The sequence below is a fragment of the Nocardiopsis sp. iso_25 genome, assembly GCF_056173305.1.
Window position 1 is genome coordinate 3,943,080 of sequence record NZ_CM149667.1, and the last position, 23,400, is coordinate 3,966,479.

The 23,400-nt window shown below is 66.9% G+C and carries 24 protein-coding genes; 7 read left to right on the forward strand and 17 right to left on the reverse strand.

The window, feature by feature from the left end; genetic code table 11:
• Nucleotide 1: 1 nt before the first annotated feature.
• The 10 genes from AC0VX6_RS17100 to AC0VX6_RS17145 form a co-directional block, all read right to left on the reverse strand.
• Nucleotides 2-1,222: a 3-deoxy-7-phosphoheptulonate synthase gene (locus AC0VX6_RS17100; RefSeq protein ID WP_475465166.1), complete on the reverse strand. Its 1,221-nt coding sequence runs from the start codon at nucleotides 1,220-1,222 to the stop codon at nucleotides 2-4.
• Entirely contained in the window at nucleotides 1,222-2,409 is a 1,188-nt protein-coding gene (locus AC0VX6_RS17105) for a class I adenylate-forming enzyme family protein (protein ID WP_274973694.1), read from the reverse strand. Before AC0VX6_RS17105 ends, AC0VX6_RS17100 begins: the two co-directional genes overlap by 1 nt.
• Nucleotides 2,406-2,696: an acyl carrier protein gene (locus AC0VX6_RS17110; protein ID WP_274973695.1), complete on the reverse strand. Its 291-nt coding sequence runs from the start codon at nucleotides 2,694-2,696 to the stop codon at nucleotides 2,406-2,408. Before AC0VX6_RS17110 ends, AC0VX6_RS17105 begins: the two co-directional genes overlap by 4 nt.
• Nucleotides 2,693-3,067, reverse strand: a complete 375-nt coding sequence (locus AC0VX6_RS17115) for a hypothetical protein (RefSeq protein ID WP_274973696.1) — start codon at nucleotides 3,065-3,067, stop codon at nucleotides 2,693-2,695. The genes AC0VX6_RS17110 and AC0VX6_RS17115 overlap by 4 nt, the downstream gene beginning before the upstream one ends.
• 61 nt (nucleotides 3,068-3,128) lie before the next feature.
• Entirely contained in the window at nucleotides 3,129-4,844 is a 1,716-nt protein-coding gene (locus AC0VX6_RS17120) for a prenyltransferase/squalene oxidase repeat-containing protein (protein WP_274973697.1), read from the reverse strand.
• Complete coding sequence (locus AC0VX6_RS17125; RefSeq protein WP_475465167.1) at nucleotides 4,841-6,127, reverse strand: phenylacetate--CoA ligase family protein; 1,287 nt, start codon at nucleotides 6,125-6,127, stop codon at nucleotides 4,841-4,843. The genes AC0VX6_RS17120 and AC0VX6_RS17125 overlap by 4 nt, the downstream gene beginning before the upstream one ends.
• A 23-nt stretch (nucleotides 6,128-6,150) precedes the next feature.
• Nucleotides 6,151-7,161, reverse strand: coding sequence for a hypothetical protein (locus AC0VX6_RS17130; RefSeq protein WP_475465169.1), 1,011 nt, complete (start codon nucleotides 7,159-7,161; stop codon nucleotides 6,151-6,153).
• A gap of 368 nt (nucleotides 7,162-7,529) precedes the next feature.
• Nucleotides 7,530-8,714 (reverse strand): AMP-binding protein, encoded by a 1,185-nt coding sequence (locus AC0VX6_RS17135; RefSeq protein WP_475465171.1) that lies wholly within the window; start codon nucleotides 8,712-8,714, stop codon nucleotides 7,530-7,532.
• Nucleotides 8,711-9,562, reverse strand: coding sequence for an ATP-grasp domain-containing protein (locus AC0VX6_RS17140; RefSeq protein ID WP_475465172.1), 852 nt, complete (start codon nucleotides 9,560-9,562; stop codon nucleotides 8,711-8,713). The genes AC0VX6_RS17135 and AC0VX6_RS17140 overlap by 4 nt, the downstream gene beginning before the upstream one ends.
• 180 nt (nucleotides 9,563-9,742) lie before the next feature.
• Nucleotides 9,743-10,465 carry an SDR family NAD(P)-dependent oxidoreductase gene (locus tag AC0VX6_RS17145; protein ID WP_274973702.1) on the reverse strand — a complete coding sequence of 241 codons (723 nt, stop codon included), beginning with the start codon at nucleotides 10,463-10,465 and terminating at the stop codon, nucleotides 9,743-9,745.
• A 776-nt stretch (nucleotides 10,466-11,241) separates the two neighbouring features.
• On the opposite strand from AC0VX6_RS17145, the gene AC0VX6_RS17150 reads away from it, so the two are divergent.
• Together AC0VX6_RS17150 and AC0VX6_RS17155 are read left to right on the forward strand one after the other, a co-directional pair.
• Nucleotides 11,242-12,048, forward strand: a complete 807-nt coding sequence (locus AC0VX6_RS17150) for a DUF1684 domain-containing protein (protein ID WP_274973703.1) — start codon at nucleotides 11,242-11,244, stop codon at nucleotides 12,046-12,048.
• Between the two features lie 55 nt (nucleotides 12,049-12,103).
• Entirely contained in the window at nucleotides 12,104-12,475 is a 372-nt protein-coding gene (locus AC0VX6_RS17155; protein ID WP_475465174.1) for a nuclear transport factor 2 family protein, read from the forward strand.
• A 132-nt stretch (nucleotides 12,476-12,607) separates the two neighbouring features.
• Here the strand turns inward: AC0VX6_RS17155 and AC0VX6_RS17160 are convergent, their stop codons facing one another.
• Nucleotides 12,608-13,816 (reverse strand): PLP-dependent cysteine synthase family protein, encoded by a 1,209-nt coding sequence (locus AC0VX6_RS17160; protein WP_475465176.1) that lies wholly within the window; start codon nucleotides 13,814-13,816, stop codon nucleotides 12,608-12,610.
• Between the two features lie 343 nt (nucleotides 13,817-14,159).
• On the opposite strand from AC0VX6_RS17160, the gene AC0VX6_RS17165 reads away from it, so the two are divergent.
• The 3 genes from AC0VX6_RS17165 to AC0VX6_RS17175 all read left to right on the forward strand — a co-directional run bounded on the left by AC0VX6_RS17165 (nucleotide 14,160) and on the right by AC0VX6_RS17175 (nucleotide 16,033).
• A complete protein-coding gene (locus tag AC0VX6_RS17165; RefSeq protein WP_475465177.1) occupies nucleotides 14,160-14,498 on the forward strand; it encodes a hypothetical protein in 339 nt (112 codons plus the stop codon).
• A gap of 14 nt (nucleotides 14,499-14,512) precedes the next feature.
• The gene (locus AC0VX6_RS17170) at nucleotides 14,513-15,013 is read left to right on the forward strand and encodes a hypothetical protein (RefSeq protein ID WP_475465178.1); all 501 of its coding nucleotides are present in this window, start codon (nucleotides 14,513-14,515) and stop codon (nucleotides 15,011-15,013) included.
• Between the two features lie 129 nt (nucleotides 15,014-15,142).
• Nucleotides 15,143-16,033, forward strand: coding sequence for a hypothetical protein (locus AC0VX6_RS17175; RefSeq protein WP_475465179.1), 891 nt, complete (start codon nucleotides 15,143-15,145; stop codon nucleotides 16,031-16,033).
• Between the two features lie 58 nt (nucleotides 16,034-16,091).
• Here AC0VX6_RS17175 and AC0VX6_RS17180 read toward each other — a convergent pair whose 3' ends face one another.
• The 6 genes from AC0VX6_RS17180 to AC0VX6_RS17205 form a co-directional block, all read right to left on the reverse strand.
• Nucleotides 16,092-17,462 (reverse strand): hypothetical protein, encoded by a 1,371-nt coding sequence (locus AC0VX6_RS17180; RefSeq protein WP_475465181.1) that lies wholly within the window; start codon nucleotides 17,460-17,462, stop codon nucleotides 16,092-16,094.
• A gap of 221 nt (nucleotides 17,463-17,683) precedes the next feature.
• The gene (locus tag AC0VX6_RS17185) at nucleotides 17,684-17,833 is read right to left on the reverse strand and encodes a hypothetical protein (protein ID WP_475465182.1); all 150 of its coding nucleotides are present in this window, start codon (nucleotides 17,831-17,833) and stop codon (nucleotides 17,684-17,686) included.
• Between the two features lie 866 nt (nucleotides 17,834-18,699).
• The gene (locus tag AC0VX6_RS17190) at nucleotides 18,700-19,731 is read right to left on the reverse strand and encodes a ParA family protein (protein ID WP_475465183.1); all 1,032 of its coding nucleotides are present in this window, start codon (nucleotides 19,729-19,731) and stop codon (nucleotides 18,700-18,702) included.
• Nucleotides 19,731-20,909: an ATP-binding protein gene (locus AC0VX6_RS17195; RefSeq protein WP_475465184.1), complete on the reverse strand. Its 1,179-nt coding sequence runs from the start codon at nucleotides 20,907-20,909 to the stop codon at nucleotides 19,731-19,733. The genes AC0VX6_RS17190 and AC0VX6_RS17195 overlap by 1 nt, the downstream gene beginning before the upstream one ends.
• Before the next feature lie 159 nt (nucleotides 20,910-21,068).
• Nucleotides 21,069-21,416, reverse strand: coding sequence for a hypothetical protein (locus tag AC0VX6_RS17200; protein WP_475465185.1), 348 nt, complete (start codon nucleotides 21,414-21,416; stop codon nucleotides 21,069-21,071).
• A 115-nt stretch (nucleotides 21,417-21,531) separates the two neighbouring features.
• The gene (locus tag AC0VX6_RS17205) at nucleotides 21,532-22,095 is read right to left on the reverse strand and encodes an ATP-binding protein (RefSeq protein WP_475465186.1); all 564 of its coding nucleotides are present in this window, start codon (nucleotides 22,093-22,095) and stop codon (nucleotides 21,532-21,534) included.
• 226 nt (nucleotides 22,096-22,321) lie between these two features.
• Here AC0VX6_RS17205 and AC0VX6_RS17210 point away from each other — a divergent pair, with 226 nt between their 5' ends.
• Nucleotides 22,322-23,185: a helix-turn-helix domain-containing protein gene (locus AC0VX6_RS17210; protein ID WP_475465187.1), complete on the forward strand. Its 864-nt coding sequence runs from the start codon at nucleotides 22,322-22,324 to the stop codon at nucleotides 23,183-23,185.
• Nucleotides 23,182-23,361, forward strand: coding sequence for a DUF397 domain-containing protein (locus AC0VX6_RS17215; RefSeq protein ID WP_475465189.1), 180 nt, complete (start codon nucleotides 23,182-23,184; stop codon nucleotides 23,359-23,361). The genes AC0VX6_RS17210 and AC0VX6_RS17215 overlap by 4 nt, the downstream gene beginning before the upstream one ends.
• Nucleotides 23,362-23,400 lie beyond the last annotated feature (39 nt).

The following is a 23,400-nucleotide window of genomic DNA, read 5'->3' on the forward strand; positions in this document are numbered from 1 at the left end:
CTCATTCTCTTCTCCTGCCCTGCGCGGAGGGGGTATGCCGTCCTGCTTCGGCGGCCGTCCGCACCACCAGGGCAGCCTGATCCGCGTTCAGCCGGGGATCACAGGCGGATGTGTAACGCTCCAGCCGCGAACGCAGGTCGTCCGCCGTGTTCACGCATTCCGTTATCGAGTCGGGTGAGGTCTCCAGATGGAGGCCCGCCAGACGCAGTCCATGCTCACGGAGCACAGACGCACACTCGCGCGCCTCATACAAGATATCCGGCATCAGCCTGGTCTTCTGCCCGTAATGGTTGGATCGTGTGTTTCCGTGCATCGGGTCGCACACCCACAGGACCGTATTAGCGGCTTCTCCCAGCTCCGACAGAAGACGAGGCAGTTCTTCTGTGACACGCTTTCCCATTCTGATGATCAGGCTCAGCCTTCCCGGAGGCCGCCCCTCGGCGAGGAGGCGGATCAGAGCAGCGACATCTGGTCCGTCCGCGTCCGGCCCCACCTTGACTCCGACGGGGTTGCTGATCCGCGCGGCGAAGGCGATGTGCGCACCGTCCGCCGCGCGAGTGCGCTCACCCACCCACAGGAAGTGGGCTGATGAACCGTAGACCTCGCCGCCCCTGTCAGGACGGACCAGGGCCTCCTCGTAATCCAACAGCAGGGCTTCGTGGCTGGTGAAGGTCAAGGAGAAGGAGGCGTCGGCCGTTGCCGGCAGAAGAACGTCCTTCGGTACGATTCTGCTCAGTGCCAGGGCCGTATGGTCATAAGCGGCGACCAGTCGGCGGGCGTCGTGGAGGCGGGCACGGGCCGTCCGCTCCGGCGAGTTGACGGCGTCTCCTCTGTAGACGGGGATAGGGGGTCCGTCAGCGACCTCCTCAACAGGATTGGACCGGGGTTTGGCGTACTGCCCCGCGAATCGGCCGACACGCACAACAGGGACACCGGTGGTCTCCTCCATCAGGTCGGCGAGGTCGGCCAGGAGCTCCGCCTTCTCCATCACCCTGTCGGGAGAGGAATCCGCGAAGCGCTCGGCGCAGTCACCTGCCTGGAGCACGAGAGCCTCTCCGGCGGCTACCCGGGACAGCGCGCGCAGAAGGGAACGACAGGCTCCGGGACTGACCAGTCCGGGTCTCGAAAGGAGCGTGGCGACGACGCCGTCGATGTCTGTGGAGGGCTCCCAGACAGGTTGCTGGGGCGTGCGGGGGCGGGCGGCTGCGAGACTCTGCGGCATCAGTTCTTCCGCTCGTCGGGCAGGGGCGGGGTGACGTGACCGGCCGGGGCCCGGAACAGGCCCTCCGGCTGGGACGCGAGAGACGCCGCTTCTGAGGCCATGGGACGGTCAGCGGGCTGGCCGGCGTCCCCTACCAGGTCGTTCCGCAGGGCTTCGTGCACCGCAGGAACGGTCCCAGGGGACACGACGTGGTCGGCGGCCAAGAGCAGGTCCAGACGCACCTTGCCCGTCATGCTCCGGGGGATCCTTCGGACCCGGTGTACGCCGCGGGGCTGCGGGGCGTCCGGAAGCGCGGCAGCCATGCCCTTGCGCACCTCTGCTTCTCCGACCGTCGAGCCGACGTAGTAGAGGTCGTAGTGCTCAGCCCGGATGGCGTCACTCCTGGGCACGCACACCACATCGAGACGGGGCATCTCCTTTCGCAGGGCGGTTTCTATCCGGCTCAGGTACAGTCTCCTGCCGTTGACCTTGACAAGGCTGGTCGAGCGCCCCACCAGTGAGAAGCCGCCACCCTCCAAGGGGCGCACGACGTCGTCGAGAGCGATCGCCTCGGGTGCACACGCCCGGCCACGAGGGCGCGCCAGCCGGGGGCTGCTCACGACGAGGGGCTGTTCTCCACCGGGGACGGGCGCTCCTTTGAGGTCAACGTCGGGAAAGGGCGTCCAGCGCTCCGGGTCGGCCGGGCGGGGGGCCAGGGGACGGTAGGCGACAGCGCCTGTCTCCGTGGCCCCCAGGAGTTCCGTGGCCTGGAAACCGCTGCTCTCCAGTACACGTGCGGTCCTGCCGGTCTCCTCTGTCACCGGGCCGGCACCGTGGAACGCGAAGACACCGGGCAGGGAGCGCAACCGACCGGAGAACCTGCGCACCACCGCCCAACTGGAGGGGAGGCACGCCAACAGCACGCGTTTCCCGCTGGTCAGGTCAGGCGGGGTGAACGGGTCCTCCCACAGGTGTTGGACGGGTACGTCGAGGATCGTCGGCAGGACCTTCCCCATGAGGTAGCCGTACAAGTGCCTGGGCGGGGCGTAGTTGACCACCGTGTCCACGGCTTCGGGCAGGAGGGCGGCGAGCAGCAGCCCTTCCGCGCGCAGTTGTTCTCCCGTCCTGGCCCATACGGCGGGCTCTCCGGTGTGACCGGAGGTCGAGAAGAGGACCTCCTCCTCCGGGGCGGGGAGAGCCGCGCTCATCGCCCGTGCTCCAGCAGGGCACGGTCCTCCTGCTCATCGCGGATGAAACGGGCCATCCTCTCCACCGTGGAGAACCAGTACCGAACGTCATGCGCGACGAAGTCGACCTCGACGTCGAAGGCGGCCTCGATGGCGGTGATGCACTCCATCGCGGTCATGCTGTCGTAGCGCTCACCGAGGACCTGAGCCAGGTCCTCCTCCGCTCCGACGGTCATGACCTCTTCGCCCACACGGGCACTGAGCACGCTTCTGATGCGCTCCTGGAGGTCAGTGGGTACGGTGCTCATACTCGTTCATCTCCTTGGCCGTGCAGGGCGGTGCCGTCAGCCCGGCGCAGCTCGCCCTGGCGGGACGTGTAGGTGTAGACGTGGCCGGGTGCGGTGGTGCGGAACTCGATGTAGAGGAAGGGCGTGTCCGGTTCCAGGCCGAGGGCTTCGGCGATCTCCTCGGCCAGACCGTCCCGGAACCTCTCATCCCGGTCAGGGCCCACGTGGCACACGACGGAGGCGTGTTGGAGGACGCCCCTGCCCCGGGGCAGCGCTTCCAGGGGAAAGCCGCCGCTGAAGACCGTGGAGTCGGGGGCGTCGGCGAAGCGGACAACGGCGTGGGAGGGTGCGACACCGTGCCGGGAGAGCCAGCGGGTGACACGGACAGCCACGGCTCTGCGGGTCGCGGGGCGTGGAAGGGGGGTCGTGATGGTGATGGTCGGCACGAGAACCTCAGGAGAGAGTGAGCGCGGGCAGGCGAAACGAGGGGTCCCCGGCCCGTCTGCGCAACAGACCGTGCAGGCATACGGCGAGAGGGTCCTCCGTGGCCGGGGCCAATGGAGACCATGCCGCTCCCGCGGGGGACGCCGTGCGATCGAGGTAGGCGGTCAGGTGCGCGGGCTCCACGTCCAGTCTGTGGAGATCAGAGGTGACCACCGCTTCGTAGGTGGAGAGCAGGTCGGGCACCCGATTGCCCTCGTTGGCCCATCCGCCTCCGCGGACACGGTGCCGAGCCAGGAGGGCGTCAGCGGTGGAGGGGTCCGCCCGGTCCAGAGCGTTGAGGATCCGGAGGGCGTGCAGACCGGGGCGGAGGGCGGGTCGTGCCCGTGGAACGTTGGCGTAACCGTCACCGGAGGCGCACTGGTCGACGAAAGCGGCCAGTGCGGACGAGGAGAAGGGGGTAGGGCCTTCGGCCCCGGCGAGCCGGTGTATCTCCACCGCCGCAGCGGAGGAGACCATGTCAGAGCCGCGCCCATGCCAGTAACCGAACCCGCCGTCGGGGTTCTGGAGTTCCGAAAGCCAGCGCAGTATGCGTGACAGATCCCGTGGGCTGTCTCGAAAGGCTCCCGCGGCCAGGGCCCAAGCCGTGCAGCGGATCTCCGCACCACGCCCGGGCATGTACATCACGCCGCCCTCGTTGGGCAGTAGACAGCCCTCCAGCCAGCGACGCAGTCGGGAGGTCAGGGGGTCGTCGTCTCGTGCCACGAGCGCGGCCGCGGCCGTGGACAAGGCGTCGGCCGCATACCCTGGCTCCCGGTAGGTGAATCCGCCCTCCGGGCACGCCATGGCAGCCAGTCCCTTGTCGACCGCGTCCGCCACGGGTTCGATCGGCGCGTCGAGTGCCTTCAGCGCGCCCACCGCGCAGAAGGACGCCCACACATCGGCCACCGCGTACCCCGGCCAGCGCAAGAAGGCTCCCGAGGAATCGCGCTGGGCCAGAATCCATTCCGAGCACGGCCGAGCGGGTTCCTCTCCCAAGGCGGCCAAAGCTCCCACAGCACGGTAGGTGGCCCACATGCAGGGCACGTCCGCGCCCGGGGAGAACCGGAACCCTCCACTGGTGTCCTGTCGTTCCCTCAGCCAGGCCACCAGGGCCGGCACGTCCCAGGGAGCGTCGGTGGAGGCCAGGCGACACAGGGCACGCCATGCGGCTACCCCGTAGTAGCAGGCGCGCACATCGGCCTCCCCCGCCCGGGCGTGGCCGATGGACCAGGCCAATCCGCCGTCCCTCGTCTGGAGGCGGCCGAGCCATTCGAGCAGCCTTTGACGATCGGGCACGTCGGCGCCGCAGATCTCGACGGCGGTCCGGGTGGAGAAGTGGGTCGCCCACACCTCGGCCTCCTGCCCGGGCGTCATCGCGTAGGCGTCACCCGTCCAAGTGGTGCGCAGCCAGTCGAGAGTACGGTCCGGGTCGGGGAGTCGGTGCCCTAGATCGGTGAGGGCGGAAGCGCTGTAGAAGGTGGCCCACGCGTCGGAGGGCATGCCACGGCTCCACGCGAAACCCCCGTCGGGGTTGCCGCGGCTCAGAACATAGTCGGCGGTGGCGTCAGCGCCCACGACACCGTCAGCCCTGCCGAGCCAGGTCATGGTGCGTACAGCCGCGTAGGTGCACCACAGGTCCGGCCAGCCCTGGGCGGGGACGTCCGGCAGTAGTCCGAAGTCGCTCACCGCGCCTCCACCACACGGATGTTGGAGCGCTTCCAGCTCTTCTGGGATCCGCCGCTCTTGGTGTTGGTCGGCAGGGAATTGACGAAGGCCACCCGGTCCCATGTGAGACCGCTCCGCTCCCGGGAGAGCGCTTGCACGGCATGCGTGTACCGGGGCTCCTCGGACCGGTCGGCACCGGGAAGGCGTTCGAGCAGCAGCCGTGCCCAGCTCCCCTCCTCGGCGGTCTCCAGCAGATAGCCGGTGACGGGAGCGGCCTCGTAGACGATCTCCTCCACCGCTCGCGGTGACAGCACGGTGCCGTGCACGCTTATGGTGTCGGTGGCCCTGCCGAGGACGCGCAGCACGGGTGTCGCCCTGCCGCAGGAGCATCCCTGCTCGATTTCGACCCGGTCGCCCGTGTCGTAGCGCAGCAGGGGCCTGGCGTACAGGTTGAGAGGTGTGACCACGAGGCGGCCCCTGGAACCGGGGGCAAGCGGTTCCACCGCTCCCTCAGTCGCCACCTCGGCGTAGTTCGCGGCGGTGAGCATGTGCAGTCGGTCCCTGCCGCAGGCAGCGGCCAGGGTGCCGGTCTCGGTACTGCCGTAGCTGGCGTCGTAGGCGGTGGCACCCCACCAGTCACCGAGGCGGCGGCGCATGGCGGGCACACTGACCTCCCCCAGCAGCATGAGGGAGCGCACCGACGCCCTCAGCTCCTCCAACAACCCGCGTTGCTTGAGAAGACGCGTCAGCTGCAGGGCCACCCCGGGGGCGACGAGAAGGACCGTCGGCCGCAGTTCCCTCCACAGACCGATGACGCGGTCCCAGCCGGTGATACCGGTCGTGAAGGGATAGGCCCGGGTGTACGGCAGGTCGAGGTACTCGCAGACCGAGGCGACCAGGTCGCCGACGGGGACTATGTCGGAGGGCAGGAGGTTGAGCACTCGATCACCGTGTTCGAGCACGTCTCCCCAAGCGTGTGCGACTGAGACGGTGTTCCATACGACGTCCTCCGCCGTACGGGGCGTCGGGGTCGCGCCGCCGGTGGTCCCGGTGGTCTCGTGGTACCGGATGCAGGCGCCCAGCGGCACCGCGGTGAAGTTCCACGGTTCGGACTTGAGGCGTTCCTTGGGGGTGACGGGCAGGGAGTCGAACGCTTCCGGGGAGTATCCCCCGATCCCCCGGTAGGCGGGTGAGGCCAGAGCACGCCGCCAAGCCGCGGCGATCTTCTCCTCGTAGAAGCCGGTGGTAGGAACGGCGCTCTGGAACTCGCTGAACTCGTTGCGCGCTTCGAGAAGTACTTCCAAGCGTTCTTTGGAATGGATGAACATCAGGTAGAACTTTCATGGAGGGTGGCGAGTGAGGGATCCGCGGTATGGAAGACACAGCCGACCCGGGAGCCGTCTCCCAGGAAGCGGATGTCCTGCTCCTGGTCGAGCAGTCCCTTGACAAACCCCCCGCTGAGGCCGGCCTTCGTGACGAACAGTCCCCAGTGGAGGAAGCACGTGGAGGCGGGCTCCGATCCGCCCGGCGGAAAGAAGCGCTCGGCGACCGAGGGCGCCCGGCGCTGGACGATGAAGTCACCCCCGAGGGCCTCCTGCACCAGGCCCCGCCACTCCTCGTTCGAACACATCCAACCGGCGCGGACTCCCCGGCCGGCGTGTCCGACGCTGGGTTTGAGCACCAGGTCCCCACGATGGGCGAGGACGTGTTCCAGCAGACTCCCCTGTCCCTCCTCGCGCGTGCGGGCGTCCCGCAGGGATCGGGTCCAAGGCAGCAACCGCTCCACCGCGCCCCGTTCGTCCGGTGGGAGGAGCTGACGACCGGCCGGTTCGCTGAGCATCGCCATAGCGGCCTTCGTGCCGTACAAGTCGGCGTTGAGCGGGGAGAAGAGGCCTACCGCGTCGTCTCGGACCGCTGCGATCAGCGGGGCCAGGAGGTCGAGAGCCGCTGGGTCCGCGGCGACGGTCTTGAGCAGGAACGTACGGTAGACGACGTCGATCTTCGTGCCGTGCGCGGTGAGTCCCCCGGCGCCGTATTCCAGGTCGGCGACGGTACAGTTCACCAAGCGGAAACCCAGCTCCGTGAAGAGGTCCGAGAAGAGTGAGGCGTCGACGGCGACCGGAGAGGTCGTCCAGTGCACGAGGGCGACCGTGGGGCGGTCCCCGCGCCCGGCTCCCGCGGTGGCCAGGAGGGTATCGGCCATGCAGGCGAGAGGATCGACATAGTACAACCCCTCCTCCTCGGCGAATTTCCGGAAGTGGGGGTCGGCCAGGACTGCTCGGCACAGTTCCCCGAACTCGAAGGAACCGAGGGAGCTGGAGGTGTTGAACTCGACCATGCGGAATCCGCGGGGGCTGTGTACCAAGTCGGCCCGGCCGAGAGGAATGGTGGGCCCCGACAGGGCTGCCAGGAGCGGGGGTACCGCAGGCTGTATCCAGCCCAGAGCCCGCGTGAACGCCTTCTCGTCCCCGTCGAAGAGCCTGCTGGGCAGAGAGTGCAGAGCGCGTAGGACCAGTGGTAGGTCCCGGTCCAGACTTCGGGTCTGTTCAGCGTCGAGAATGGCCGGACGGGACAGCAGGGTTCGGGGAAACCAGGAACGGAAGCGGTCATGGGAGGGGGTGTCCGGGTCCAAGGCCCGGTGAGAGGACCTCGCGGAGGCCAGGAAGGCACGGGTCGGCCCGTTCTCGTGAACGGGGACAGGGGAGGTCATGTGTTCATCCCTTCCCCCGTCAGGGAGAGCCCGGCCTCGCGGCGCACCAGCGGCAGGACCTTGTGGCTACTGGGGCTGCGCTCGACGTCCTCCACCCGGAGGAACCTCAGGGCTTCGGGCGTGTGCCGGTCCAAGATGCCAATCCCGTCAATCCGCGAGGCCATTTCCGCCCTGACCGCCTCCTCGTCGGCGGGGCCGGTGAAGCGCAGTTCCATCAGGAGGGCCGCGGCAGGCGCTCCCCGCTCGTGGTGCAGTACCACCTGGGCCTCGCCGATGTCCTTGACCTGCTCCGCCTGCCGCAGGACATCGCTCGCGCGCAGCATGCTGCCGTAGAGCTTGAAGCTGTCGTCGGCACGGCCCAGGACGGTGAAGCCGTCAGGTGATCCGCAAGCGCACGCGGCCGGACCGATCCGGTCCCCCAGGCGGAAACGCACGGCCGGGACCGGCCAGCCCTCACCGACCCGGGTGAGCAGAGCACCGTCGTGGTCGGTCTCGAGGAGTTGTCCCGGTAGAAGGTGCAAGGTGCCCGGTTCGCACAAGGGGTTGCTCACACCGATGACGAAAGTCTCGATGGAGCCGTAGTTGCCCCACAGTCCTGCTTGAGGGAAGACCTTCGTGATGGCCGTGTGCCTGGCCGGGGTCATGGGTTCCCCGGTCCAGATCACGGTGCGTACGGGGAGCCGGATTCCCGCGGTGTGCAGGGCCGTGCCGAAGCGGGCCAGGAGGTTGGGGGTCCCGCAGAGCGCGTTGACTCCCATATCGACGATGGTGTCGGCCCACTCCTCAGCGTCTTCGGGTGTGAGCCCCCCGATGGGCGCGACGGTGCTCCGGGAGTGGAGGGCCAGGGCGTTGTAGAAGTACTGCGCTCCCCACATCCGTCCGGTGGAGAACATGTTGAGCAGTACGTCCCCCTCGCCGAGGGGACTCCAGTGGGGCAGGATCCGGGGCAGGCCCATGTCAGGTGAGATCACCGTCAATTTCGGCGTACCGGTGGTTCCACCGCTGGAGACGACCAGACCTCCCTTGGAGGCCGCCAGGGTTCGGGCAGCGGACCGTATCCGCGCATGGGCCCAAGGGGTCAGGTCGTCCAGGCTTTGGGGCGCCTCGTCGGCACCCATACCGAAGGCCCACCTCCTGGCCTCCTCCAGAACCGACTCCGTGTCGATGTGGCCGATACTCACAGCCCTTCCCTTCGTCGCAGGTGGGCATCGTGGCGGCGCCCGTAGGCTCGGAAGCGTGCACCGACCACTCGTTCGACGGTCGCGGGCTCCTCGAACAGGGCCGAGACCGCACCGTCCAGTTCGATTTCGGAGAACCACATGCGCCCGTCGGCGGTGCGCAACAGATCGACGCACACGTAGGGCAGGTCGAAGCGCTCCTGGACCAGGGCGAGGAGGTCGAGCACGGCGGCATCGACCCGTGTGCGGCCAACGGTGGAGCCACCGCGGCTGACGTTGGCGACATGGGCTCCCTGATCGGGAATGCGGTCGTAAGCCGCGACGACCTCCCCCTCCACGGCGACCACACGCGTGTCCGCGACGACCTCTCCCACCGAGGGTTGGACGAGCATGGCGGCTCCGCTGCCCGAGGCAAGCCCCAGAACGGCATCGAGCGTGGGCCTGTCCGGGCAGAGCACGCAGCCCAAGCCTCTGCCCCAGGAAGCGGGTTTGACGAAAAGGGGAAACCAGTCGTCCGGCACCAGGCCCTGGTAACCGAGTCTGTGTACGTCACGGCCCGCTGTCAGGCGCAACGACGGAATGAGTGGCAGGGGCGAGCCCACCAGCGCCTTCGCGGTGGCGTACTTGTCGTTGAAGACGATGGCCGCGGACAAAGGAATAGCAAGCCAGAAACCAGCCGCCTCCAGAGAGGCGACCGCGGTCATGTTCTGCCAGATGTCAACGGCATGAGTCGGACCCGAGCGTATGTCGTAGACAATAATATCCCGCTCAGGCAGGAGCTGTTCGTCCTTCCACCGAACGCAGTCGTCTTCGAAAATTATATGCTCGGGATCGATCACCCCGAAGTCCATGCCCACAGCCTCGGCAGCCTTGGCCTACTGGGGCCAGAAGACACCGGACTCCCACTCGGAGTCCGTTTTTGAGCCACGATCGGGAAATAAGTAAGTTATCCTCTTCCGCGCATGCGGAATAGGCGATTTCGATTTCACTCAAAAACCCTCAGAGCTACTCGTCTCCGGGCCGCACCGAGATCAGCGGCCCAGGAGGGATCCGCCGTTGACACCGAGGACCTGCCCCGTGATCCACGACGCCTCCGGCGAGGCAAGGAAATGGACTATGGAAGCGATGTCACCGGGAACACCCGCTCGCTTGACGAGCGACTCCGCCACCAGACGGTCATGTCGGGCCGAACGGCCCTGCTCGTTGAAGAACTCCGTGTCCTGGACATAGCCCGGGCTGACGGTGTTGACGGTGATCCCGTCGGGTCCGCCTTGGCCGGCGAGTCCGAAACCCCATCCCACCAGCCCGGCCTTGGCCGCGCCGTAGGCGCCTCCTCCACGGTGAGCGGCGATGGAGCTGATATTGACCACCCGCCCTCCGGGTCGGGAGATGCTCTTCCACAGGGCTTCGGTGATCATCATCGCCGACAGGAGATTGGCGTCGATCGTGCGGCGGTAGGTTTCGAAGACGCCCTCCAGGCCGGTCGTTCCGTTCTTCACGATCCCGCCCGCGTTATTGACCAGGACGTCCACGGAATCGTCGGCGATCTCATCGGCTGCACGCAGTACCTCGTCGGGTCGGGTCAGATCACAGGCCACCGCCCGGATCTGGCGTTCGCGGTTTTCCTCGACCACACGATCCAGGACGTCCTTACGGCGCCCCAGGATGAACACCGAACTCCCGTCCTCGGCGAACCTCTCCGCGATCGCCCTGCCAATACCGGTACCCCCACCGGTCACAACCACCCTGCGCACAGTTCTCCAGACATAAAAAATGGAACAAAAAGAGGAATTACTTCCGAAAGCACACCACGTGGACATCACAACCCCATGGGCGCCACAACCGGAACAACCGGAGACATTACTATCAGCCGCACACAGGGCACGCAAGAGCATCGATAATCATTCACTCACGGAAAGTAACCGGGGTAGTGGTTCCGAGGGAACCGGCGTCGACACACTTCTGTTCAGATAAGCAGGTTCCAACTGGCCAGGCACATGGGGCGCGAAGGGCCATCCGAAATACCGGGGGCACCGGAGGCCCGAACTGCCACAGAGGGTGAAGGCTGGCCACATTAGGCCATTGAGCCCATACATGGGGTCAGAGGACCATTGGATATATGCGAAAGGGCATCAGGTCCGATGCGGGCGAGCCCCTGCCATCGACAGCGTGGACAGAACCGCGCTCTCAAGCCAGATGGTGTTGGCGGCGGTTCTGGCCAGCGGCATCCGGAGTGGCTTGGCCGCGTTGCCCACGCACAGGGCCGCCCAGCAGTCCGTCCGAGCCCGATGTTTTCGGCAGGCGGGATGCCGTCGAGGGCCGTAGAGCTGTGCGTGGCGACAGCCGGGGCGTTGCGGGAGTGCCGCTGTCGGTCACGACGCCCGAGGGGCGCGAGCGGGCCGGCATCAGCGCGCCGTTCAGGCCGTGTCGCGACGGGCGGCATTGCGCGGCGGGCAGCGGGCCGGGCCACCTTCTTGCGCAATAAGCAAAAAGCCGTGCTTCAGAGGCATGGCGAGGCTACAGTGACGCCATGACCACACCGAAGATGCCCGCAGAACACGAAGCCTGGCGCCGGAGCCGGTGGGAGGAGATCGCCGGAGCCGACGGCAAAGCCAAGGTCGTCGCCAACGCCAGGATCACCACACCGGGTCCCCACACGATCCCCGGCGTCCCCGGCCGATGGCGCACCACCGAGGCGGGAGCCCTGACCGTGACGGCCGAGGCCGCCGACGGCGTGCGGGTGGATGACAATCGGGTCGACGGGACGAGCCCCGTCCCCTCCGGGAGCTCCCTGCGGTTCCCCGACGACCGAGTCGGCTTCGCCAGCGGTGCGGACGGCTCCTACGGCCTGGTCGTCATGGACCAGAACCGCGTCGCGCGCACCGGGCTCACCGGCGTCGACACCTTTCCCCACGACCCCGCCTGGGTCCTCACCGGCCGGTACCGGGCGGCTCCCGAAGGGCGCCGGATCGAGGTGCCGCGGCTGACCAGCCCGCGCAGCACCGAAGCCATCCTGGCCCCCGTCGACCTGGCCGTGACCATCGACGGCACCGAACACGTCCTGGCCGTCCTCCAGGACTTCCCCGGCCAGCGGCTGGTCATCTTCACCGACGAGACCAACGGCGATTGGACGCCGACGATCGGCCGCTGGCTGGTGCTGCCGCTGCTGGAACCCGGCAGCACCCTGACGGTCGACTTCAACAAGGCGACGCTCTCGCACCACCACCTGAACCCGGACGTGTTCGTCTGCCCGCTCTCACCGCCCGGCAACCACCTGCCGATGCGCGTCGAGGTCGGCGAGCGCGCCCTGGTTCACTCCGCGACCGGCCAGAACTGACACGACCCATCCCCGCCAGGACCCGTCAACCCACTCACACCGAGGGAAGACCCGTATGAGCCAGGACCTGAAGGACAGAGCCATCAGATACCTCCGCGCGCTGGAGGACCGCGACTGGAAGAGCGCCCGAGCCCTGTGCGCCGAGACGGCCACCGTCTGGCACAACGACGGCAAGGGCGAGCAGTCCATCGAGGAGAACATCGCCGGAATGGAGGGACAGATCGCGTCCATCGAGTCGATGCGCTACGACGTCCTGCGCCAGCTCTCCCAGCCGGGCGAGGTCCTCCAGCAGCATGTGGTCCACGTCGCCACCACCGGCGGCACGCGTGGCGAGGTCCACGCCGCGGTCTACTTCGGCTTCGACGACGCCGGGCGGATCAGACGCATCGAGGAGTACGCCAACTTCGTCCCCGTCGGCGGCGGCTGACGGCGGCAGACAGCACACGCCCCCAACGCCGCGGTGCGCAGCGCGCGGCGCGGTGTTGAGGGGCGCCTTCGTCCACCGTCGTCGCTGAGGGCGACAACCGGGTGGAACCATCCCCGCGTGCGCGGGGCTCACTCAGGCCTTCCTCGCCTTGGGAACGCCGGGGGCCGCGGGCTCCTTCCAACGGCCGGTCGAGAGGAAGTCCTCCAGCACCCTGGTGTAGGGCTTCAGGTCGAGCCCGAACTCCTTTTCGACCCACCCTTCCTTGTAGTAGTTGTTCATGTACCGCTCGCCCTGGTCGCACATGAGCATGACGACACTGCCCTTCTCCCCGTCGGAGAGCATCTCGGCGAGGATCCGCAGCGCGCCCCACAGGTTGGTCCCGGTCGAGGGCCCCGCGCGGTGGCGCAGCCGGGAGAGGAGCAGGCGCATGGCCGCGATCGATGCGGCGTCGGGTACCGAGATCATCCGGTCCACGACGGCGGGCAGGAACGAGGGCTCCACCGTCGGACGCCCGATCCCCTCGATGTGGGAGGGCTTTCCCTTCATCCAGGTCGAGGGGTCCTTGGGCCACTGGCTCTTGGGACGGCCCTCGTTGACCGTCCAGTTGGGGAAGAACGCCGAGTTCTGCGGGTCGACCACGCACACCCGGGTGTCGCGGCGGCTGAAGCGGATGTGGCGGCCGATGGTCGCGCTCGTGCCCCCGGTGCCCGCTCCCACCACGATCCACTTGGGGTCGGGATGCCGTTCCTCGGCGATCTGCCGGAAGATCGTCGCCGCCACGTTGTGGTCGTCGCGGTAGTCGTAGGCGCGCTCGGCGTAGGTGAACTGGTCCATGAAGTGGCCCTTGGGGGGCTCCGCGGCCAGGCGGGCGGCCTCCTTCTCGATGTCGCCGTCGGGTCCGGGGTTCCTGACCTCTCCCCCGTAGGACTTGATGAGCTCCACCTTCTCCCGGCTGGTGCTCTCGGGCACCACGGCCGTGAACTTCAGTCCCAGGAGCTTGGCGAAGTAGGCCTCGGAGACCGCCGTGGAACCGCTGGAGGCCTCAAACACGTGCGTGCCGGGTTCGATCCACCCGGTGCACAGCGCGTGCAGGAACAGCGCGCGGGCCATGCGGTGCTTCAGGCTGCCGGAGGGGTGGACGGACTCGTCCTTGACGTAGAGGTCGATGCCCCACTCCACGGGGAGCGGGAACTGGAAGACGTGCGTGTCCGCCGAGCGCGTGGCGTCGGCGTGCAGCAGCCGGACCGCCTCCTTCACCCAGGCCCGTTTACGGCTGTCGTAGTGGTCGACGATGCGCGTGGTGACGGCTGCGGTGTCCTGCTGGCTCTGTGTCGTGGTCATGAGCCGGAGCTACCCCCGCGCAGGTCACAGGGACCGGCGCGGAGGAGAAATCGCTGCTCAGGCTTCCGATTCCATCCTGTTTCCCAGTCTTGGTCCCCGGCTTCGGGAGCGATTTCGGCTCCTCCGCTTCGAGTAATCGGGGAGGGCCGCCACACGGGGGCACAGGCCACGGCCTTCCACACGAAGGAGCGGCGATCGCGTCCGTCCACCGCCGGTGGGAGGCCGGGTAGAGCATGGCCGGAAACGGCCACACCACACCCGAGCTGGCACAACAACTGTGCGGTGCTGGCCCGACACGCGCCGCGGAGCCCGTTCGTCACCGGGCCCGTGCATGATCGGGACCATGGAACGCTGTGACTTCTGTGAACTCCCCATCGGTGGCGGCTGCGCGTGCTCGCTCGTGCGCGAGAACAGGAGCAGCGCCTCCGGACAGGGCGGCGACCCCTCCCCGGGCGACGCGCACTTCCCCGGGAGGACCATCCTCATCTCGCCGCGCGGCGTGGCCCACCGCCCGGGCTGCCTGCACCAGTCCGACTCCGAGATCAGGGCGCCGCTCTGGGGCTGGATCCCCGAGCCCGACCCGCAGCTGTGGCGCCGCCTCAGCGAGGGCTCCCCGGCCCGGGCGACGCACGGCAACACCGAGCGGGTCGCCACACGCCGCTGCCAGAGCTGCGACAGCTGAGGAAGGAGGTGCCCGTGACCGCCAGTCACCAGCGTCCGCCCGTCCTGCCCCGTCCGGTCACCGGTGTGTTCGTCCGCCAGATCATCCATACCGCGTGCCCCGGCAACTTCGCCGTCGTGTGGCTGGACGCGCTGCCACCCGCGGAGGACGTGCTGCCGGACGAGGGCGTGGAGTTCGTCGACGACCTGCCCGCCGTGTGCCACCGACCGGGGGAGCCGCTGCCCGCGGAGTTCACCGAAGCGTTCGCGAACGGGTTCCGTCAGGGTTGGCGATCACGGGGACGGGGCGTCCCTCCCTACACCGTGCGCGTCGTCCTGCGGGACGCGGCCTGGCACGAGAACGACTCCAACCACTGGAGCTTCGAGCAGGCGGGGCGCGTGGCCGCCCGCGAGGTCCTGGACTGCGTGCGCGAGGGCCGTTCCCCCCGACCGGCCGGACGGCCCGTCCGGCCCGGCTCCTCCATCCCTCCACTGCCCAGGACGCTGACGCCTCCCGACGGCTCCTCATCCGTCTGACTCGTGAGAATCTCCGCACCCGGTCCGGTATGGAGGCCGTAGCATCCGACACGCGGTGTAATGACCCGAAAGCACCGCGTGCTCTTCCAGTCGCCATGTGGCGTATCCATGGTCTCCCTGAAAGGTCCCATGCGCGAGAACAAGGCCACGGAGCTTCACCGGAGCCGGACGGAGTGGTTCGCCAACGTGAGCACCGCGGTCCTGGACGGCACGGGTCCTCATCCGGCTCTGGACCCGCACCTGTTCCGGCGCGATCTGGGCGACGTGGACCTGCTGCGGGCGGCTCTGGTGGTACACGCCGCCTTTCGGCTCACCACCGGGGAGGACACCGCACGGCTCGTGGACTGGCTGCGTACTAGAAGGCTCTTCGCCCCTTTCCCACCGGCTGACCCGGAGCTGCAATCCCTCGTGCAGTTGGTGGCCCACCTTCTGGAACACCGATGTCTGTGGAGTGACGCGGTCCCGGCGATGTCCGCGGTACGCCCGTGGGAACTGCCGCAGTTCTCCTCCTGCCTCATCGAGTACTGGACCTCCCAGCGCGGCGCCGTCGTGCCTCCGGCCCAGCTCCGACGCGACCTGCCCTCGGTCTGGGGCATCAAGGCACCCGGACTCGTCGATGCCTGGACGGCTCATCCCGCGGATCCGTTCACCCACGTGGTGGACTTCTTCGACGTGCTGATCGGCGAGGAGCCCATCGTGGCCAATCTTGCGGTCATGTGCCTGTCCCACGACACGGTGTACGAGGACATCGACCGTTGGACGGAATCGCTCTCCTGGGACGGCCTCGCCGTGGGACACCTGTCCTCGTTCGGCCGCGACCTTCGCCAGCTCAGGAGTGCGCGCACCGTCCTGGAACGCTTCGCGGCCAGTTCCGCCATGCCCGAGGAGGCCCAGCCCTTCGCACAGCGCATACGTGAACTGATGGACGGGCAACAGTCGCGCCACCAGCAGGCCATGAGCGGTCTGACCGCCCACGAGATCATCCTCCTGGGCGGTCCGAACGAGGGTCGGACGTCCTGAGTCAGCGCCCGGATGTCCACACGGCATGGACACCCCGATCCGGCCACCCGTCAGTGGATCAGAACAGGGGTTGGGTCGTAGGTCGCCTCGACAGGTTCGGCCCGCCTCGAGAGCGGTTACGGGCCTGGCGTTGGGAGGCGGTCTCATAGCTGCGTTCCACCGCCACGACGACCCCCTGACGGCTCTCCAGCCTTTCCCTCACCAGACGGTCGAGGGCTTCCACGGTCGTCCCCACGGTTCCCACCAGGCCCGCCTTGACGAGGTCGATGAACTCGGTGTTCGTCAGGTAGCGAGGAACCGTGTCGTATCCCAGACGCGCGCCACCGCGCGCCCCGAGGATGCGCGGATCGTTCATGAGCAGCCGCACATAGGAGACCGGGAGGTAGAGGCCCTTCCCCGGGGTCATGCCGACCGGCTCCTCTCCGGGCTCCCACTGGGCCAGCTTGACGAAGCGCGGATCACTGCTCAGGCGCCAATCCTCCGGAGTCCTGGGCGGCCTGCTCAGGGCGGCCGCCTTCTCCATCCTGTCCAACTGGCTCCTCAGACGGTCGTCCACCCGAACGTTCTTGTCCCCGTAAGGGATTCTCTTGTACTGAACGAAGACGAAGCTCTGGGTGCTGTGGTGGTAGTAGATGAGGTCCGTCCCCAGCCTGGCCTCCACCGTTGTGGCGTTGACGTTGACGATCTCCAATCTACGGTCGCCCTCGACGAGAACTTCAATGTCCCTCCGGCGGCCCTCCACACCCTTGCCGAAGTCGACGATCGGATGTGTGTCCGCTTCGATGAGAGCCTGCTCGTTCGGCTCCCTGATCAGTCCCGCCAGGTAGGGTGCGTTGGCATCTTCAGGACGTTTCCAGACTTCGAGCCGTGATCCGGTGAATCCGCCCATCCTCGCGGCGACGCGAACGGCGTCGCGTTCCTCCTGGCGAAAGGCGTCCTCCGGACGCTGCTCGTCAAGCAGGTCCCGTTCCAGGACCGCACGAAAATAACCGAGTTGCTCGGCGATTTCCGAGGACGTGTCCCTCAAAGCGTCGAGGACGACTCTTCCGTCCTCTTCGGACATCGGGTGAGCTCCCTGCCTGACTGCGTGCGCGAGCTTGTCGGCGGAGTCGCTGGCAAGCTTAGCCCGCAAGGCATCCAGGGGAAGAAGACCACCGAAGGAACGCACGAGGTCCACCTTGATCCGGCGGCCGACCGTCGCGACCTTGTCTCCCGACGGGTGAAGGATGACTCCGACCTTCTCCAGATAGATCCCTGGCCGCACACCCCGTTCCTCTGTTTCGTGGTGCACGAACAGCAGAGCGATGTTCCCTTTGGGATAAGGGGTGGGTATCCCCGGAGGAAGAGTGTGGGTGAAGTACTTCTTGGTGTCGAGGTTTCCGCGGATTTTTTCACGCAGGGAGGATTTCATGGAGAAGACGTAAATCACACAGAGAACCCTAGCGCTAGAAGCTTTGAGAGCGTGCGGTGGGACCGAATTCGGACCGGCCGCATCTCCCCCGCGGGCGGCTCCAGATTCCCAGGAGTAGAAGACGGCACCACGTTCTGCCACGCGTTGTCGAACCGAGGTTACACAGATGGTGCTCGGTCGATCATCCCGGAGTTGGGGCTGGCCCCGACCAGGGTGTTGTCCGGGCTGTCCCACGGACGCTACGACCGCAGCGTCTCAGTCCGTACCGGCTCGTCGAGTACCGTGCGCGCACCGTCGAAGTCCGCGAGCTGTGCGACCACGGTCGTGACGGCCAAGCGTTCGGGCAGGACGGCCGAGAACTTCAGACCGCGGACGGCTCTCGGATCCACGTCCGGGAGCACCAGCGAACCGTCCTACCGCAGGGCGGGCACCGGGGATGATCGAAGGGCAGGCACGGTCGTCCTCCGGGGTTCCACTACCAGACACCACAATGATCGCGAAGTCCGTCCGGCCGGAGCTACCCCAATCCGAACTGTCCATACGACACCGAAATATGAACGGTTCCTGATCGGGATCGAGCCCGACGCGGTACCTCTACAATCCGGTCGTGCACTCAATTCCCCCCGGAAGACTTCTCCAACTCGTCCTTGCATGCGCCGCGGCATGCCTACTCACAGCATGTGGAAGCGCCGGAACAGAAGCTGGATCATCGCCGTCAGCGGACGGCCCGTCAACGTCCGCGACGCCGACAGACGGTCTTCCATCACTCTGCGGCACCCTGCCGCTCTTTCTCACCGCCGCTGACCAGCTGGCCGATGGCACGATGGTCAACGGCTTGGAACCCCTGCCCGAGGAGACATCCGTGAGCCGCGCGCGCGCGACAGCACCGGAAGCGTCGACACCTTCGGGATCATGATCGGTGACAACCTGCCCCACGAACTCGAGGATGACGTCGCCGTCATCATGGAAGCAACGGCCTCTTCGACGAATACCTCCAAGCAGGCGGCGAACCGGCCGACGTCTACGACTTCACCGACAACGACGAGTTCGAGCAGACTAGGGAGGGTTTGCGGACCTTTCTCGACGATGACAGCGGCTGCTGACCGTCTGCGTCCGCTGCTGACCTCGAGTGCGCGGGCGAGGAAGCCATCGCGAAGGCCATATCTCCATAGCAAGATCCACATCCGAGCGTTTCTGGATGTAGAGCGAGCCCAGGAATCTCATAGACAAGAGCACGGCCGAACCCTTCTCTCAATTACTCCGCCATGGTCTGGGCAAGGCGTGCGTCGATCTTTGCCACCAGGTCTTTGAAGTCCCGGTAGCAGGTCTGGACGAAGGTCTGGGTACTGCCGAGGGCACCGTCCGCGGCCCGCAGGTCGAACATGGGCTTGCGGGCGTCATGTGCGAGTGGCATGAGGCTGCGGTAGTTGCGAATGGTGGCGATCTCGTGCTCGGCTTCCGCTGACGGCGTCGCCCGGTCCAGGACGAACCGGTCATAGACCACAGGGATACGTTCAAGCCAGCGCTGGTAGGCCTGAACAGGTCGGTCCAGCCGCATACCGGGCTGCATGATGACATAACCGATCGGCAGCATGTGTCCGCTCGGCACCTCCAGATCCCGCGGCGCCCGGGGGAGCACGATGTCCTGCCAGTCCCCGCGCCAGGCACGCAGCGTCGGACCGAGGTTGCGCAGGCCGCGCAGCGAGAACAGGTCGGCGGCCAGGGGCATCAGGACCGTGTCGGATGACAGCAGGGCGGCCCTGTTGATCGCTCCCAGATTGGGGCCCACGTCGATCAGGGTGATGTCCGGCTCGATGCGTCGGCGAACGCCCTGAATGATGCGGTAGAACGCCGTGGTGGTGCGCAGTGCCTTCTCGTCTCCGCTGAAGCCCTTGGCCCAGTTCGTGGACAGCTCGTCCTCGAACCTGCTCAACTCCAGGTCTCCAGGGATCAGCCACAGGTTCTCGGCCGTCTCGATGGGGTCGACCTCCCTGATGTCCCCCGTCCCCTTGACGATCGGTTCGACCGCCTGGGCGATGGTCCACACCCCTCCGAGATCGAACCTGGAGAAGAGCCTCTCTTGGCTCTGGGGGAAGGTCGGCTCGGACTCGTCCCAGAGAAAGGACAGGTCTTCCTCGTCCAGGAAGGAGGAGGTGAGGTTGGACTGCGGGTCGAGGTCGACTGCCAGGACCCGTTTGCCCTGCCGCTGGTACATGTGCGCGAGGTGGTAGACCAGCGTCGTCTTACCGACACCGCCCTTGTTGTTGAACAGCGCGACGGACGTCATCAGCCTCTCCTCAGCACGACGGCCCAGTGGGATTCTCCGACCTCGAACTCCGGCGGCGGGTTGCCGTTGCGCTTCAGGGCCTCCCTGATCCTGTTGATGCCCCGGCCGAAGCGGTTCACGTAGCCGAGGTTCTTGAGCGCACCGGCCAGGGAGGGGTTGCGGTAGTCGTTGACCCGGTCGTAGTTGTCCTCCCGTACCGCGCCGTGGGGCCCGCCCGGGTTGCTGATCTCCACCCGGTCGCTGAACCAGAGGATCCGGATGGGCGCGTTGGACGACTCGTAGTTGCGGTGCATGACCGCGTTCATGATGGCCTCGCGGAGCGCGGCGAGCGGGTAGTCTGGACGGCTCTCCTCACGGAATCCGCCGGTCTCCGCGAGCCTGGTATGGATGTGCCCGCGCAACAGCGCGTCCAGCCGTTCAGTGGTGTCGACGACGTTGGCCCGCAGCTCCTGGTCGTCCACGACCGCACTGTCCATGTGATCGCCCTCGTAGCGGACGAACTGGGTGTAGGCGCCGGGGAGGGCGGCGGACGGGTCCAGACCGATCAGAAGCAGACCCAGGACGGTCGCCTGCCCCGAGTCGGGATCGAGGAGACGCAGTGAGGCCAACTGCTGCTCTTCGGGGCGATGGTTCTCCTCCAGGACCTCTTCGGAGACCGCGTTGGGCAGGTAGGTACCCCGAAAGAGCTGTAGGTCCAGATCGGCCGCGGTGCAGCCGGGCCAGGCATGACTGTCGAAGGGCAGGGACTTGTGTCGCCTGCGCTCGGTGAGGATCCACTCGTCGTCGGAGGTCGCCTTCCTCGTCGTCGGACCGGGGCGCACCCAGGCGATGCCGTCGAGCCGCACGGGCGGCGCCGGTGACGCTTCGACGTGGATGTGGATGACGGGTTCGCCGTTGAAGCGGGCTTGTTCGACCGTGAAGGAGGGACGGTCCAGGATCTTGCCGTCGTCGCGGAGGTTGGCGAGGTTCAGAAGGGCTTTGTCTGAGGTGTCGAGGTCGGGCTCGACCGTGCCGTCGTCGCAGACCCCGATGAGGATGTCGCCGCCGCCCTTACCGGTCAGGTCGTTGGCCATCGCGCAGACGGCCTTGCGGATGACGTCGAGGTTCCTGACCACTCGCTTGAACTCCAGGACACAGGTCTCCTGGGTACCCAGCTCGGAGGCGAGTTCGCGTTGCATCGTGTCCGTTTCCATGTGTTCCGCGCACCGGTCGCGGTGTGGTGGAGAAGCGTGATCAGGCAGTCCCGGTATGACCGTACAGCCGAGCATCCTACGCAGGTGCGACGGTGGCCGCCTCGTCTTCAGGAGGCGGCCACCGCCGGGGGTCGTGGGTGATGCTCAGGTGAGGGCGGGCGCCGGGTCCAAGAGGCGGACGAGGGCTCCGATGTCGGGAACCTCGGTCAGACCGGCGGGCGAGGCCACCCAGTAGGACATGGTGCTCTCGCCGAACCAGATGACCAGGTGTGGGTGGCGGGCCTGGAGGGCGGCGGCTCGGGTGTGTTCGCGGACGAACTCGGAGCGGTGGCCGCCCAGGCGGGGCAGGCGCGCGGCGCGGCGCCGACGGCACGAGGGGTGCTCGCATGCCGGGCAGAAGGGACCGACCAGCGGGTGCCGTCGGGGCAGCGGCGGAAGCGGTCGGTGCAGTGGGTCGCTGGCGGGCCGGGGTACGGGGATAGGATGCGTCACTGATCCTGCTTTCTGAACATGTGGAAGTGTGCGGATTTCAGGGTTGTTGTGGGCCCGGGAAGAGCGTTGCCGCGCTCTCCTGGGCCCTTCTGCGTGCGTGCAGCGGTGCGAACGTCTACGCGGTGGTGTTCCAGAGGCTGTCGGTCAGGTCGTAGGCCAGGAAGAACCAGACCTGACGGTAGTTCGGGACGCCGTTGTCGCCCCAGGAGGAGGCGAAGGCGTCGATCATGGCCAGGCCGCGCCCGGACTCGGCGGCCGGGTCCAGTCCGTTGGGGTCGGGTGCCAGATACGAGCGCTGCCCGAGAACGGTCTTCCCTCCGTCGCGGGAACCCTGGTCGCGGCAGGCGAGGCGCAGGCCGGTGCGGGTGCGCTGGCAGGTCAGGGTGTAGACGCCGAAGGGTTGGCCCGAGCGGGAGTGGCGCAGGGCGTTGTTGGCGAGTTCGCTGCCCAGCAGGGTGAACAGGTAGCGGTAGTCGCGGTCGCGTTCGGCGGCGCAGGTACTCAGGAACGCGCGCACCAGGGGCATGTACTGGACCGAGCCGCCGAAGTCGTAGCGGCGCGTCTTGTAGTGGGCGCGGTCGGACCGGCCGGTGAAGTAGTGGCGGCACCGGGGCGGAACCAGCTCAGCGAGGGGCACGGTCACCTCGGGCAGCGCAGGCATGGGTGCGGTTGCGGGCATGGCGAACAGACTCCTTGCACGTGTGGAGCGACAACAGGGGTTCGGTGTGCCCGCAGGTGTGAGACCTTCGCGTTTCCCGATCAGCGGGAAGGGGCACGGCGTAGCCTGACCACCAGAGACTCTGCGTGAAGCCCTGGTCACTGACTACACCTTCAAGTTAGTAGTGAATCTCACTACCGTCAAGCAAATGAAGGAAGTTTCACCAGGAAAGAGATACACTGTCACCATGCAGCGTCCTCACAGCCCCACCCTCCGCCGTCGACGCCTGTCAGCTGAGCTCAAGCGAGCTCGCAACGAAGCGAATCTGACCACTACACAGGTGGTGAAGACGCTCAAGTGGGCAGCTGGCAAGCTGAGCAAGATCGAGACCGCCGAGACACAGACGATCAAGGCTGACGATCTCGACAAGATGCTGGATCTATACCAGGTCACCGAACCCGACAAGCGCGAGGCTCTTCACGCTCTCGCCAGGGACGCCAAGGTTCGGGGCTGGTGGTCGAAGTACCGAGAGGTGTTCGGACCTCAGTCACTCCCGGACTTCGAAGCGGAGGCATCCGCCATCCGTACCTTCGAAGGGCTGGTGATCCCCGGCCTTCTCCAAACACCTGACTACGCTCGCGCCGTATTCCAAGGTGGTCGCTACACCAGCGTGGAGGAGAGCGAACGCCGTGTCACGGCCCGTATGGAACGACGCGACATCCTGACACGGTTCAAGCCCGCGAGCCTACGTGTCGTCTTGGATGAAGCAGCGCTGCACCGCGGGGTCGGTAGCGCTGAGGTCATGGCTGAGCAACTGCATCACTTGCTTCACATGGCCAAGCTTCCCAACATCGACCTTCAGGTATTGCCCTTCAGCGCAGGCGCCCATGCCGCGCTTACAGTTCCTTTCAGCATCTTGGACTTCCCAGACCCGCTTGACGCCCCGATCGTGTTCGTGGACACCGCCTCGGGTGGTCTATTTCTGGAAGAATCTGACGAAGTGGAAGCGCACAGCGTCACCTTCGGTGACGTTCAAGGCTCTGCGATGAGCGCAGCTCAGTCCGCCAAGGTCATTACAGAAGTTCTAGAAGCCCTAGAGAGCAAACCGTGAACGACGAGCTGATTTTCAGGAAAAGCAGCTACAGCACTGCTCAAAGCCAGAACTGCGTCGAGGTCGCCGACCTGCCCCACGGCACCGCCGTCCGGGACTCCAAGAACCCCGCCAAGGGCCACCTCCCCTTCCCCGCAGACGAGTGGGACGCCTTCCTCACAGCCGCCCGCAGCTGACGGCTGTCCCCGCGAGAACACGTGGGCCCTGGCACCTGG